Here is a 12,654-nt window from a genome sequence, read left to right on the forward strand (position 1 = left end):
ATGCCTTTCAACGCCGCAAGCCCTGCCGTGCCCGATGCCGACATCACCGGCCTGCAATGGCGGCCCGCCACCCTGGAGGACCTCGATAACTGGGCGGCCCTGATAGCCCGGACGGCCGCCGTCGAACATCCCGTCTGGTACGAAAAGCGCGGGGACTTGGCCCACATCCTGGAGTCCAGCAAGAACCCGCCGCAGACGAGCACCCTGCTGGGTCTGGACGCCGACGGCGCAGCACGCGCCTACGGACGAATTTCAAAGAACCCGGAGGGCGACAAAGCCACCGGGGCGGCGTGCGTTGATCCCGACTGGCAGCAACGCGGGATTGGCTCCGCAGTTCTGGTGTGGCAGGAAGAGCAGGCTCGCAGGCGGTTCGCCGCTGATCAGGCTGCCGGGCACACCGACGCGCCGCCGCGGCTCCGCATCCAGACAGAAGAACAGCACGAGCACCAGGCCACTCTCCTGAGGGGGCATGGGTATGCTGCCGTGCGCTGGTTCAATGAGATGCACCGGCCTCTTTCCCACGAACTGCCCCAAGTACCACTGGGTGCTGGCCTGGAACTCAGGACCCTGGATCCGACGCTCTTTGAACCCGTGCGCCAAGCGCACAACGATGCATTCAGGGACCACTGGGGAGCGAACCCAGGGACGAAGAGTCCTGGCGCTTCACCATCGAGGAACCCACGGCGCGGCATGATCTCAGCGCAGTGGTTCTTGATTCACGGACGGGGGACGTGGCTGGATACCAGCTGAGCAGCTTCGATCCCGATTCGGCAGCCGACCGCGGTTTCACAGAGGGCTATACGGAGCTCCTGGGCGTACGGCGAGCCTATAGGGGCCGTGGCATAGCACAACTGCTGCTGGCGGATGCCATGCGCCGGTACACCGATGCCGGAATGGAGGTGGCGTCACTGGACGTGGACTCAGCCAATCCCACCGGGGCGCTGGAACTCTACCTGGGCATGGGCTACACGCCGGTGAACCGCAGTATGACGTGGGAGAAGATGCTCTAGTGTCCTAGCCGTCCACATCATGGAGGTGGTGGACAACATCGTGGAGGAAGTATTGGGAGAACGTCAGTACGGTAAATACGGATCCATTGCTTCGCGTTCCGGTGCGTTGCCAGTCATCCTCGGTGACCCGGGCGAAAGACCCGGCGATTTCCTTGCCCTCCGCCTCAAGTTCGTCGGCCACCGTCCGCGGATCAGCAGAACCGTACTCGCCATCGATCGCGGCCTGGTCCTGGTCCCAATTTGCGAACCGGGCGTCATCCTCCGAGAGCATCAGGTTCAGGCGCTGGTCGAACAGGCTGAAGACGTCGCGGACATGGCATGCGTACTCAAGGTTGGACCACGTGTGGTCATTCGGACGGGCGGCCACGTCCTCCCGACGCAGCACGGACCGCCACCGGGGAGCATGTTCAGGACGGTGCCCGGCACCGTGGACGGAGTCACCGTGGCGGGGTCGAAACCGCATTCGGGGCAGGGCTCTGAGAGCACCCAGGTCCAGTCTTTTTCATCAGGGATGATCGGCATGCGGCCAGTCTAAGCCGATGAGGCCCGGACCCTGTGCAGCCCGGGAAATATGGTGTCTTTTTCCACTGACGCACGGACCATCCCAAGAGTAAAGTTCGTTCCGGGGGAGAGCCGGAAAGAGAAAACAATGCTCAAGGATCAGCAGGTTGGTGCCGTCCTACCGGCACAGGACATAGCCCGGGCACGCGCGTACTACAGCGAAAAACTCGGACTGGAACCCGAAAATCCGGATGACGACGACAACCTTCAGTACAGGTGCGGCGATGGAACGGGATTCTTCGTTTACCAGACATCCAATGCCGGGTCTGCGAAGAACACCCAGATGGGCTGGACGGTCGATGACGTCAAGGCCACCGTGCAGGAACTGCGCGGCAAGGGTGTCACGTTTGAGGACTACGACTTTCCTGGATTGAAAACTGAGGACGGCATCGCCACGATGCCTGACGGCAGCGCTGCGGCATGGTTCCTGGACAGCGAGGGAAACATCCTCAGCATCAACCAAACCGGTTAGCCCGCGCGGTGGCCTCAGGCCACGGCATCACAAAGGCCGGAGGTCGATACCCCCGGCCTTTGCCGTGTCTGGCGGCTGTGCTGTTCGGCGCTGGTGCGGCTATTCTGCCGCTTCAACCCACGCCATGCTCGGTCCGATCGCCTCAACAGGCTGCGACAACGGCACGCCGGAACCATCCCTGCGGCCATGCTCGTGGGGGAGGGCCCGCGCCACGCCGGCTGCCGAGGATGCCTTGGCGGGGCCATGTCCCGCCCAGGCCAGCAGCAGGGTGTCTTCGCCCTTGAGGAAGCGGTGGACCCGGACGCCACCGGTAGCCCGGCCCTTGGCAGGATACTCCTCGAAAGCTGTCACTTTCGCGGTGCCGGGGGCCGTCCCGGGCAGGGCGCCGTTGGTACCGGCAATGGTGACGACGACGGCGGCGGGATCGTTGGCGCGTACGGTTCCGAAGTGGATCACTTCATCACCGGCGGCCAGCTTGATGCCGGCCATACCGCCCGCCGTGCGGCCCTGCGGCCGGACGTTGGAGGCACTGAACCGGAGCAATTGTGCCTGCCTCGTGACGAAGACGAGATCGACGTCGTCCTCCTGTGCCGCTTCCACAGCGAGGACCGAATCCTTGTCCTTCAGCGCGATGATTTCCCAGTCCTCACGGTTCAACGGATAGTCCGGTTGAACCCGTTTGACGATGCCCTGGACGGTGCCGATAGCGAGGATGGCGTCCAAGGGAACGAACGCCACCAGCGTCTCGCCCTTGACCAAGGTGATGAAGTCCTTCGCAGGGACGCCGCCGGCAAGGTTGGGAAGACCGGACATCGGAGGGAGGACGGGCATGTCCATGACCTGCAGGCGCAGCATGCGGCCTTTCGATGTCACCGCGCCAATCTCTCCCCGGGCAGTGGTCTTGACCACCGAGCGGAAGACATCGTGCTTGGCCCGGGGTCCCGCTTCGGCCAGCGGCTCCTGGTTGGACGTCCTGGCGATCTGGCCTGAGACGCTGAGCAGGGCCCAGCAGGGGTCATCAGGAATCTCCAGGGGCAGGGCCGCGGCCTTGCCCTTGGGGCCGGGAGTGGAGGCTGCGAGGGCTGCAGCGACGGTGGGGGAGACGGCCTCGGATTCCAACAAAACCGTGCGCCGGGGTGTGCCATACTTCTCCGCGACTACAGCCAACTCGCCGGAGACGAGGTCGCGGAGCAACTCATCGGAGGCCAGGATGGCCTCAAGTGCCTCGATTTCGCGGCGGAGCTCGTCCTGTTCCTTTTCCAGTTCGAGCCGGGAATACTTGGTCAGCTGCCGCAGGCGCAGTTCCAGGATGTAATTGGCCTGGATTTCGGTGAGGTCATAGATGGACATCAACCGCTCGCGGGCGGCAGACGCTTCGTCGGAGGAACGGATGATCTGGATGACCTCGTCGATGTCAACGATTGCGATCAGCAGGCCCTCCACCAAGTGGAGGCGGTCCTTCTTCTTGCCCAGGCGGAAGGACGTACGGCGGCGCACCACAGTCAGCCGGTGCTCAACGTACACCTGCAACAACTGCAGGAGCCCCAGCGTCTGCGGCTGCCCGTCCACCAACGTGACGTTGTTGATCCCGAAGGAATCTTCCATGGGTGAGTAGCGGTACAGCTGCTGGAGAACGGCGTTGGGGTTGAAGCCGTTCTTGAGCTCGATGACCAGGCGCAAGCCGTGGTTGCGGTCCGTCAGATCCACGACATCGCTGATGCCTGTCAGCTTCTTGGCGTTGACGGCATCCTTGATCTTCTCGATCACCTTTTCCGGGCCCACCATGTAGGGGAGCTCAGTGACCACCAGACCGGTCCGGCGGGCTGACAACTGTTCCACCTCGACCTTGGCGCGGGTTTTGAAGGAACCGCGGCCGGTGGCGTAGGCGTCACGGATTCCGTCCAGCCCAACGATCCGGCCGCCTGTGGGAAGGTCGGGACCCGGGATGAACCTCATAATGTCATCCAGCGTGGCGCCGGGGTTGGCGATCAGGTGGCGTGCAGCGGCGATGACCTCGACGAGGTTGTGTGGAGGCATGTTCGTTGCCATGCCCACCGCGATGCCCGTCGTGCCATTAACAAGCAGGTTGGGGAAAGCTGCCGGGAGGACATCCGGCTGGGTCAGTTGGTTGTCGTAGTTGGGGACGAAGTCAACTACGTCTTCGTCCAAGTGGTCCGTCATGGTCAGTGCGGCGGCGGCCAAGCGTGCCTCGGTGTACCGCGGTGCTGCCGGTCCGTCGTCGAGCGATCCGAAGTTCCCGTGGCCATCAATCAGTGGCAGGCGGAGGGAAAAGTCCTGCGCCATGCGCACCATGGCGTCATAGATCGCGGTGTCGCCGTGGGGGTGGAGCTTGCCCATGACTTCGCCCACCACGCGGGCGCTCTTGACGTGTCCGCGATCCGGGCGGAGGCCCATATCGGACATCATGTAAAGGATGCGCCGTTGAACGGGCTTCAGTCCGTCGCGGGCGTCCGGGAGCGCACGCGAATAAATCACTGAGTAGGCGTACTCCAGGAAGGAGCCTTCCATCTCCGAAGTGACGTCGATGTCCACGATGTTCTCGGTGAAATCGCCGAGGGGTTCGGCTGTCCGTGCTGATTTTTGGCTGCGGGCCATGGGGTCGGTGAATCCTTGAGGTTGTACTGCGGATGTTTAGCTAGGCTAAGCCTATGGTGGATCAGCCCGGCGTCGGCATTTATCCGGAATATTGGGAGGCTGATGTCGTCCTGCGCGACGGCGGAACCGCCCACCTTCGCCCTATCCGGCCCGAGGACGCCGATGCCCTGCAGGCCTTCCATGCGGGCCAATCGCAGGCGTCCATCTACATGCGGTTCTTTTCCTTCAAACCCCGGCTCTCCGGCAAGGAAGTGCGGCGGTTCACCGAAGTGGACCACATCAACCGGGTGGCCTTCGTCATTACCATTGGCGGCGAGATCATGGGCATCGGCCGCTACGACCGCCTGGATGACCCCGACGAAGCCGAAGTGGCGTTTAATATTTCGGACGCCCATCAGGGCCGCGGGATCGGCTCCATCCTCCTGGAGCACCTGGCCGTTGCTGCCCGCGAAAACGGCATCCGGCGTTTCACGGCCGAGGTCCTGCCGGACAACCGGAAGATGCTGATGGTCTTTGCCGACGCCGGCTACGACCTCACCCGGCAATTCGACGACGGCGTCGTGAGCGTTGAGTTCAACATCGACCCCACGGAGAAGTCCCGTGCCGTCATGGAATCCCGTGAGCACCGCGCTGAGGCCCGCAGCGTGCGCGACTTGTTGTCGCCGTCGTCGGTGGCTGTTATTGGTGCCAGCCGCAAGTGGGGGACCGTTGGCTACCAATTGCTCGAACACATCATAGAAGGAGGGTTCAAGGGCCCGGTCTACGCCGTGAACCCTGAAGCTTTTGAACTTGCCGGCATGGTGTCCTTCGGGAAGTTGTCCGAGATTCCAGGGCCGGTCCAGTTGGCCATCATCGCTGTTCCGTATGAAGAAGTACCCAAGGTGGTGGACGACTGCGCTGCTGCGGGCGTCAAGGGGATCGTGGTGGCCACGGCCGGATTTGCCGACGACGGCGAGCGGGGCCTGGCACGCCAGCACGAACTGGTGCGTCGTGCAAGGGCCAACGGGATGCGGGTGATCGGCCCGGAGTCCCTCGGAATACTGAACACCCACCCGGCCGTATCCCTCAACGCCTCCATGGCGCCCACCATGCCGCCCAGGGGAAGTTTGGGCTTGTTCAGCCAATCTGCTGCTGTGGGTGTTGCCGTCTATGCCGCCGCCAGCCGCCGCAGGCTCGGGTTGTCCTCCTTCCTCTCGGCGGGAAACCGTGCCGATGTTTCCGGCAACGATGCCATGCAGTACTGGGAGGACGACGCCGATACTTCCGCAGTGGGCCTGTATTTGGAATCCATCGGCAATCCCCGCAAGTTCTCCCGCCTGGCCCGCCGGTTGTCGCGGAGCAAGCCGGTGATCGTTGCAAAGTCCGATGTGACGGGCCTGAGCCTGCCGCCAGGACACGAAGTGCGGACCACGCAGGCCCCCGCTGCCGCAGTGGACGCCATGATGCGCCAAGCCGGCGTCATCCGCGTGGAAACCATTGAGCAGCTCATGGACATCGCCCAGATCGTGTCATCCCAGGCGCTGCCACAAGGCCCCGGCGTTGCCGTCTATTCCAATTCCGTGGCCCTGGGCAAAGTGGTGTCCGACACCGCGGGTCCGCTCGGACTGGAGGTGAACCGGCTGGTCACGGACGTTGACCTCGACGCCGGTATGTCGCTCGCGCTCCCGGCACTGCGGACCAGCCTCATGGAGAGTTTGGCCGACCACTCAGTCCACGCTGTGATTGCCGCTCTTCTTCCTGCGAGGGGACTCACGGTGGAGGCGTTGGCCGGTGTCCTGGCGGAATGTGCTGCGGAGGCCGGGAAGCCCGTTGTTGCCGCGTTCACGGGAATTCTGGACCCCTCGGTCCACGTGGAGGGCATGGTGGGTTCGGCAGGGAGGCCTGTGCTTCCGTGCTTTTCCAATGCGGGCGCTGCGGTGGCTGCCTTGGCGGCCATTGTTGGCTATGCGCAATGGCGCGACAGGGACCAGGGCTTGTTCGTTGAACCGGACGGCTGCGACGTTGAGGGCACCCGGGAAACGCTGACGGCGATGCTGGCCGGTGTTACCGGCGAGAAACTCAGGAAGCTCGACGCCGGGGCTGCCGCGGCGCTGCTTGCCGGCTACGGAATCGAAGTGGTGCCAACGCTTGGATTCGGTACACCGGACGAAGCCGTGCAGGCGGCTGACGCGGTGGGTTGGCCTGTGGTCTTGAAGACCACGGACCCAGCCCTCCGGCACCGGCTGGACCTGGGCGGCGTGCGGCTGGACATCCAGGACGCGGAATCGCTGCGCCTGAACGTTGCACAGATGCGCCGGGCTTTGGAACCGTATGGATCGCCGTCCCTTGAGGTCCAGGCCATGGCTCCGGTGGGACAGGCTTGCACTTTCCGGGCCATTGAGGATCCGTTGCTGGGGCCCGTGCTCTCCTTTGGGTTGGCGGGCGATGCCGTGAACCTGTTGGACGACTGGGCCCACCGGGTGCCGCCGCTCTCGGCTGCGGATCTGCATGACGTCATCCGCTCTCCGCGCGCTTCAAGGAAACTCTTTGGTTATCAGGGACTGCCTGCGGTGGATGTGGCTTCCCTGGAGGACATAGCGGCCAGGCTTGCCAGGCTGAAGGACGATCACCCGGGAATTGCGCTGGTGGAATTCAACCCCGTCCTGGCCGGCCCCTCGGGAGCCACGATCCTGGGTGCCGACGTCTGGATTGGCAACGCCGCACAGCGGACTGACAGCGCGCGGCGCGCGATGCGAAGTTAGCCACAGGGCGGACCGCGCGGTTAGGAAGTCACCAAGCGATCTGTGAAAATGGGGGAATGAGCACCCAGTCTCCGACGCCTCAATCACGCCCGTCCAACACCGGGCACCACACCGCGCATAACCACAGCTCGCAGGGGCAGAGCCTGGACCAGGCGCTGCAGCAGGCCGGGTTTTATCCGCGGCTGGTGGCCGACGTCGTCGATGACGCCCTGGACGGCCGGGAGTGCCTGTCCCATTTGGTGCACTTGGAGACGCACTTTGACCGCGCCGAGGTCCGCAGGCACATCACTGTACTGGTGCTCACCGAAGACATGTTGGTGATCACCCATGTTGACGACCAGCAGCTTGATGAAGCCGGCGAGCAAATTGTTGCGCAGATCTCCACGGAATCCGTCCCAGTGGCCCAAATCCGCTCGGTGGTGCTGAGCTACATGTATTCCCAGCCCCAGGACTACAAGCCCTCCGATCCTGTACGGGAGCTCACCGTCTCCATTGCCTGGTCCGGAGGCCAGCGTTTGGACATGGGCCCGGCGAGCTGCGGAGACCCCCAGTGCGAGGCAGATCACGGGTACAGCGGAACCATTGCCCAGGAAGACATTGTGCTGCGCATCAGCGCCGAAGCCGACGGTCTGCAGGCCGTCCAGGATGCCAAGCTCTTTGCCCGCGCCCTGCGAGCCGTTAACACAGGAAATCCGACTCCCGTCCAGCACACGGGCATCCCGGCTCCACGGCCGCGTTCGGGTGTCTTCAGCAACCGCTTGAGCCGCGGACACCAGCGTTGAGGGACGCCGCACAGACCTCGTCTCCGGTGACCCACGACGCAGCCGATCTTCCCTCCGCCCCGCTGTTCGGGAGCAAATCGATCGCGGAAGTCTTCACGAGTTCTGCAGCTGCCCTCGGAGTGCCCGGGTTCACCAACCACTTGCAGGTGCCGGCATCCCAGCGTGTCTGCGTTGTCCTCGCAGATGGCTTGGGCCGCAACCTGCTCAAACAGAAGGCTTCCCACACGCCCTTCCTCCGCTCAGTCCTGGCCGAAGGGCAGGGCAACGTCCCGCAGTGGATCGACTCAGCATTCCCCAGCACCACGGCAGCCTCCCTGGCGAGCCTGGGCACCGGCTTGCCCGCCGGACAACATGGCATGGTGGGATACGACGTCCTGGATCCAGCGCAGGACAAGGTGGTGAATCTCCTGGGCAACTGGGATTCACAGGTGGATCCGGTGGAGTGGCAGCCCCACGCCACCGTCTTTGAACGACTGGCCGGGGAACTGGACGTGGTGACAGTCAGCCTGCCTCAATTCGGCAATTCGCCCATGACGCAGGCCGCACTGCGGGGGAGCCGGTTTGTTGGCGGCACTACGCTGCATGCGCGGACGGCCGCGGCCGCGGAAGCAATGTCCGGTGGAGGACGTTCCTTGATGTACTTCTACCTCAATGAGCTGGACAAAGCCGGCCACCGCTATGGCTGCCAGTCGGACCGTTGGGAGCATCAACTCGAAGAGCTGGATTCCGCGGTCAAACGGCTCTCCGCAACGCTCCCGGCAGGTACCACCATTCTGTTGACCGGTGACCACGGCATGGTGGACGTTCCCGAATCCCAGAGACTCGACTACTCCGCCGATGAATCCTTGGTGGCCGGAGTCAGGCACACTGCAGGGGAACCGCGCATGGTGCACCTGTACCTTGAACCGGACGCCACAGTGGAGCATCGCGATGCCCTGCTCGCAGCCTGGCGGCATCGCTTCGGTGAGCGGATCTGGGCATTCACACGGAACCAGGCCATGGACGCCGGATTGTTCGGTGCTGTCCGCCCCGAGGTTGCGCCGCGCATCGGCGACGTCATGATCGCAGCCCGCGACACCCTGGCACTGTATGACACCCGCCGTGCCCGCCCCGCTTCCCTGGAGGTAGTAGGCCAGCACGGTTCGCTGACCAAAGCCGAGCGCGAAGTTCCCCTGGTGTGCTTCGCTGCGGCCGGCAAGAAGGGCAAACGTGGCTGAACTGGTCTTCTTCTCAGGCACCATGGACTGTGGCAAGTCCACCCTTGCCCTCCAAATGGACCACAACCACCGCGCGAGGGGCCGCGGAGGTGTTCGCTTCAGCTGCAACGACCGCGCCGGATACTCCACCATCTCCAGCAGGTTGGGACTCCACATCGACGCCGTGGAAGTTGAGGGTGGCACCGACTTCTGGGACGAAGTGGTGGTCCGCCGCACCAGCGGACTTCGCGTGGACTACCTTATTTGCGATGAAGCGCAGTTCTACACACCCGCGCAAGTGGAGCAGTTGGCACGTGTGGTGGATGAGATGGAGGTGGACGTCTTCGCCTTTGGCATCACGTCAGACTTCCGCACCCGGCTGTTCCCTGGCTCGCAGCGCCTCATTGAGCTGGCCGATAAGGTCCAAGTGCTGCAAGTGGAAGCATTGTGCTGGTGTGGGCGCCGGGCAACCCAGAATGCCCGGACGGTTAACGGCATCATGGTGGTGGAGGGCGAGCAGGTGATGGTGGGTGACGTGGCACCCTCCACCGGAGGCGACAACACAGCAGGCAGGAGCGCCGAGGGAAATCCGGAGGCCGGCGTTGTGGACCGTGAGGCTGTGGTGGGTTACGAGACATTATGCCGCCGCCACTACATGCGGCGCGTCACGGTGCACGGTGCCAACCTGATGGCAGGGGCGGACCAGCCGCTCCCTTTCGACATTGACGCATGCCTCTGGCCGGGCGCAGGGGAGCTCCACCGCAGCTAGTTTGTGGAACTAATCTCCGCGTGCTCCGAAGACGATCTCGTCCCAGCTGGGAATGCTGGACCGCTTTGGCCGTGACGGCTGGCGTTCTGCGGGGGCATCGGCGTCCTTGCGGACCTCGGAGTCCTCGGGGCCCTTGGAATCATCGGCTGCGGTTTCGCTGTCCCGGTGATCGTCAGGAGATTCCTCCCGCGGAGAGTCCGTGGTGCGGACAGCGCTGTTGCCACCCAGGAGTTCGTCAAGCCCGGCGGGTTTTCGCCCCGTGAGGGAAGTGACGGGACGCAGCGGGCCGGCTACCACCGTGATCTCCCGCGTTTCCGTACTGACGCCCTGGTGTAGCTTCAGCGAATCGTCTTTGTCTTCGTCGTGGGGTTCGAAGTGCCGCGGTGCCAGGCTCAGCCGCGAGAGCATGGAGGGGCGGCCGTCTTTGCGTGCAGGTTCCTCCGTGACAGCCGAAGCCGGTTCGGGCTCTGCAGCGTCGTTTTCTTCGAGGTCTTCGTGCTCGCTCCCGGGCCGCGGGTGGGCTGCGGGAACGTTGCTCAGCAGCACGGCCAAGGCGTCGTCTCCGTCTTCGTCCACTCCCAGGCGCTGACCCCGCCGTGAACGGAGCATTTCCAGGAGGCTGTCCGATTCCTTGGCAGACGCGCGGGCGGCTGTCTCAGCATCGGTTTCGAAGTCGAAGGGCCGGTCTGATACGGCCGCGAGCCTGCGTGCCGGGACGGGTCCATCCAGTGGTTCGAGCTCGCTGAGTTGTTGGGCCCAGCGGTTGGCGTTCTGAAGGGACTTGCGCTGCGGGCTGAAGGTCCACATGGCAGGAGGTTCCTCGCCGATGCTGCCGTGGGTGCCCGGTACCGTTTCGAAGCGTGCGACGACGGTCCAGGCACCGTCCGTACGGCGCCACGAGTCCCATTCCACCGTGGCGGAATCGATGCCATGGGCAGCGAGCCTGTGGTCTACCATTTCACCCAGCGTGGCCGGGTTGTCGCCGAAGGCCGAACGATAGGCGTCGTGGCCGGGAGCAGGGGCAGCAACCTCGATGTTGCGTGCCTGCCTGGCTACGTACTCACGCTCTGCGAGGACGGGTCCTTCGTAGCGTTGGACGTTGGCGAGGGGCAGCCCGGACAACTCGGCCACTTCGGCGGCGGTGGCCCCACTGCGGATCCTGGATTGGATGTCGCGCGGGGACATGGCAATGGCTGTATTGGCGGCGCGGGCCGCCACTTGGGCAGGGGTCCGGCTCGCCGCTGCCCTCAAGGCTTCGTCGATCGGAAGCTGGAACATCGCACCGCCGGGGCCGCTCAAAAGCAGATGCCCGCCGTCGTCGTGGACGCCTACCAGTCGTAGATCCTGCATAACACCCTCCACCACATGGCATAACTGACATTCGAAACTCTGCCACCCGCCGGGGTCTTTTCCTACTAGGAGCGAGGGCGTGCCGTGATATTCCGGTGAAACCGGCCGTGCAAGGAGTTTTTCGGTGCTTGGTGGCAAGGATTGGGGGCTATGGACTTTCGTGGGGCGGAAGAGGACAATCTGGCCGATATCGGGCACAAATCCGAGGCGTGCGGCGTTGCACCCTTACCCCGGCGGCGATGGCCGCCGGACCGGCGAGAACCCACTGCAAGGCAGGGAGGACTAGGAAGGACCATGGCCACCGATTACGATGCCCCTCGAAAGACCGAGGAAGACGTCAGCGAGGATTCCCTGGAAGAACTCAAGACGCACCAGTCGGGGAAGCAATCTTCCGCCGTGGACGTCGATGAGACGGACCTGGCCGACGGCTTCGAGTTGCCGGGTGCTGATTTGTCCGGCGAAGAACTCCTGATACAGGTCATGCCACCCCAACCGGACGAGTTCACCTGTTTCAATTGCTTCCTGGTGAAGCACAAGTCCCAAATCGCCACGGAGCGTGGCGGACATTTGTACTGCACGGAATGCGAAGGCTAGGAACACCAGCGTGCCGGGTGTTCCTGCAGGGACTTGTCAGTCCCGCGGGGTGGTGAGCGCCGAGACCAGTTCGTCAGGCCTGCGGGAAGAGGCAAGCCAGTACGGAGTCCGGTCCGCGGGGTCCGTGATCTCAATCTTGACCACGGGGTCGATCCAGCCTCGGAAGCACATGTAGGCGAGTCCGTTGAGCCGGGGACCCCGCTCGGCGGTGGCTTCGCCCTTGGTGAAGGCCTGGACGGATCCCACGAACTTCCGGTCGATGCTGGCCCTGCCTACCCGGACCGTGGTGGGGGTGACCGTAATAGTGGGTGTTGAGAGCACCAGCATGATGGTCATGATGGCCAGCAGGACCAAAGCCGCGATGATGCCCGTTGCGGCACTGATGGGGCCGAACATCAGGATGCCGGCGCCGGACAGGCCCACCACGACAACCCAGATCCACACTGACGGCCACAGTTTCTCGGTGTAGAGGACTTCCGATGACGTCGGGGTGTTCCGGGCAGGCACGGGGGAGGACTGGTCAGGCGTAGGCATGCTTCCAGCTTATCCGGCGATGCGCTGCT

Annotated in this window: 11 protein-coding genes and 1 pseudogene; 8 read left to right on the plus strand and 4 right to left on the minus strand. The window is 63.9% G+C overall.

Annotated elements, in window-relative coordinates; genetic code table 11:
• Together CGK93_RS09105 and CGK93_RS24065 are read left to right on the plus strand one after the other, a co-directional pair.
• Positions 1-750 (plus strand): GNAT family N-acetyltransferase, encoded by a 750-nt coding sequence (locus CGK93_RS09105; RefSeq protein ID WP_232481590.1) that lies wholly within the window; start codon positions 1-3, stop codon positions 748-750.
• Entirely contained in the window at positions 705-1,010 is a 306-nt protein-coding gene (locus CGK93_RS24065; protein ID WP_232481591.1) for a GNAT family N-acetyltransferase, read from the plus strand. Before CGK93_RS09105 ends, CGK93_RS24065 begins: the two co-directional genes overlap by 46 nt.
• 4 nt (positions 1,011-1,014) lie before the next feature.
• Here the strand turns inward: CGK93_RS24065 and CGK93_RS09110 are convergent.
• Positions 1,015-1,532: pseudogene (locus CGK93_RS09110) on the minus strand (DinB family protein).
• A 127-nt stretch (positions 1,533-1,659) separates the two neighbouring features.
• Here CGK93_RS09110 and CGK93_RS09115 point away from each other — a divergent pair.
• On the plus strand, positions 1,660-2,043 hold the full coding sequence (locus CGK93_RS09115) for a VOC family protein (protein ID WP_089594545.1): 384 nt from the start codon (positions 1,660-1,662) through the stop codon (positions 2,041-2,043).
• Between the two features lie 99 nt (positions 2,044-2,142).
• Here the strand turns inward: CGK93_RS09115 and CGK93_RS09120 are convergent, their stop codons facing one another.
• Complete coding sequence (locus CGK93_RS09120) at positions 2,143-4,659, minus strand: DNA gyrase/topoisomerase IV subunit A (protein ID WP_089594546.1); 2,517 nt, start codon at positions 4,657-4,659, stop codon at positions 2,143-2,145.
• A gap of 53 nt (positions 4,660-4,712) precedes the next feature.
• Here CGK93_RS09120 and CGK93_RS09125 point away from each other — a divergent pair, with 53 nt between their 5' ends.
• From CGK93_RS09125 to CGK93_RS09140, 4 genes are read left to right on the plus strand one after another with little or no spacing between them, the layout of a single operon-like run.
• On the plus strand, positions 4,713-7,400 hold the full coding sequence (locus CGK93_RS09125) for a bifunctional acetate--CoA ligase family protein/GNAT family N-acetyltransferase (RefSeq protein WP_089594547.1): 2,688 nt from the start codon (positions 4,713-4,715) through the stop codon (positions 7,398-7,400).
• Positions 7,401-7,456: 56 nt separating this feature from the next.
• The gene (locus tag CGK93_RS09130; RefSeq protein ID WP_089594548.1) at positions 7,457-8,182 is read left to right on the plus strand and encodes a DUF5998 family protein; all 726 of its coding nucleotides are present in this window, start codon (positions 7,457-7,459) and stop codon (positions 8,180-8,182) included.
• Entirely contained in the window at positions 8,179-9,399 is a 1,221-nt protein-coding gene (locus CGK93_RS09135) for an alkaline phosphatase family protein (RefSeq protein ID WP_089594549.1), read from the plus strand. The genes CGK93_RS09130 and CGK93_RS09135 overlap by 4 nt, the downstream gene beginning before the upstream one ends.
• A complete protein-coding gene (locus tag CGK93_RS09140; protein WP_089594550.1) occupies positions 9,392-10,147 on the plus strand; it encodes a thymidine kinase in 756 nt (251 codons plus the stop codon). Before CGK93_RS09135 ends, CGK93_RS09140 begins: the two co-directional genes overlap by 8 nt.
• A 9-nt stretch (positions 10,148-10,156) precedes the next feature.
• Here the strand turns inward: CGK93_RS09140 and sepH are convergent, their stop codons facing one another.
• On the minus strand, positions 10,157-11,497 hold the full coding sequence (sepH, locus tag CGK93_RS09145) for a septation protein SepH (protein WP_198318397.1): 1,341 nt from the start codon (positions 11,495-11,497) through the stop codon (positions 10,157-10,159).
• Between the two features lie 294 nt (positions 11,498-11,791).
• Here sepH and CGK93_RS09150 point away from each other — a divergent pair, with 294 nt between their 5' ends.
• A complete protein-coding gene (locus tag CGK93_RS09150; RefSeq protein WP_089594552.1) occupies positions 11,792-12,091 on the plus strand; it encodes a DUF4193 domain-containing protein in 300 nt (99 codons plus the stop codon).
• 36 nt (positions 12,092-12,127) lie between these two features.
• On the opposite strand, the gene CGK93_RS09155 is transcribed toward CGK93_RS09150, so the two are convergent.
• Positions 12,128-12,625, minus strand: a complete 498-nt coding sequence (locus CGK93_RS09155; RefSeq protein ID WP_198318398.1) for a DUF3093 domain-containing protein — start codon at positions 12,623-12,625, stop codon at positions 12,128-12,130.
• Positions 12,626-12,654 lie beyond the last annotated feature (29 nt).

It is taken from the genome of Arthrobacter sp. YN (genome assembly GCF_002224285.1).
Taxonomy (GTDB): Bacteria; Actinomycetota; Actinomycetes; order Actinomycetales; family Micrococcaceae; genus Arthrobacter.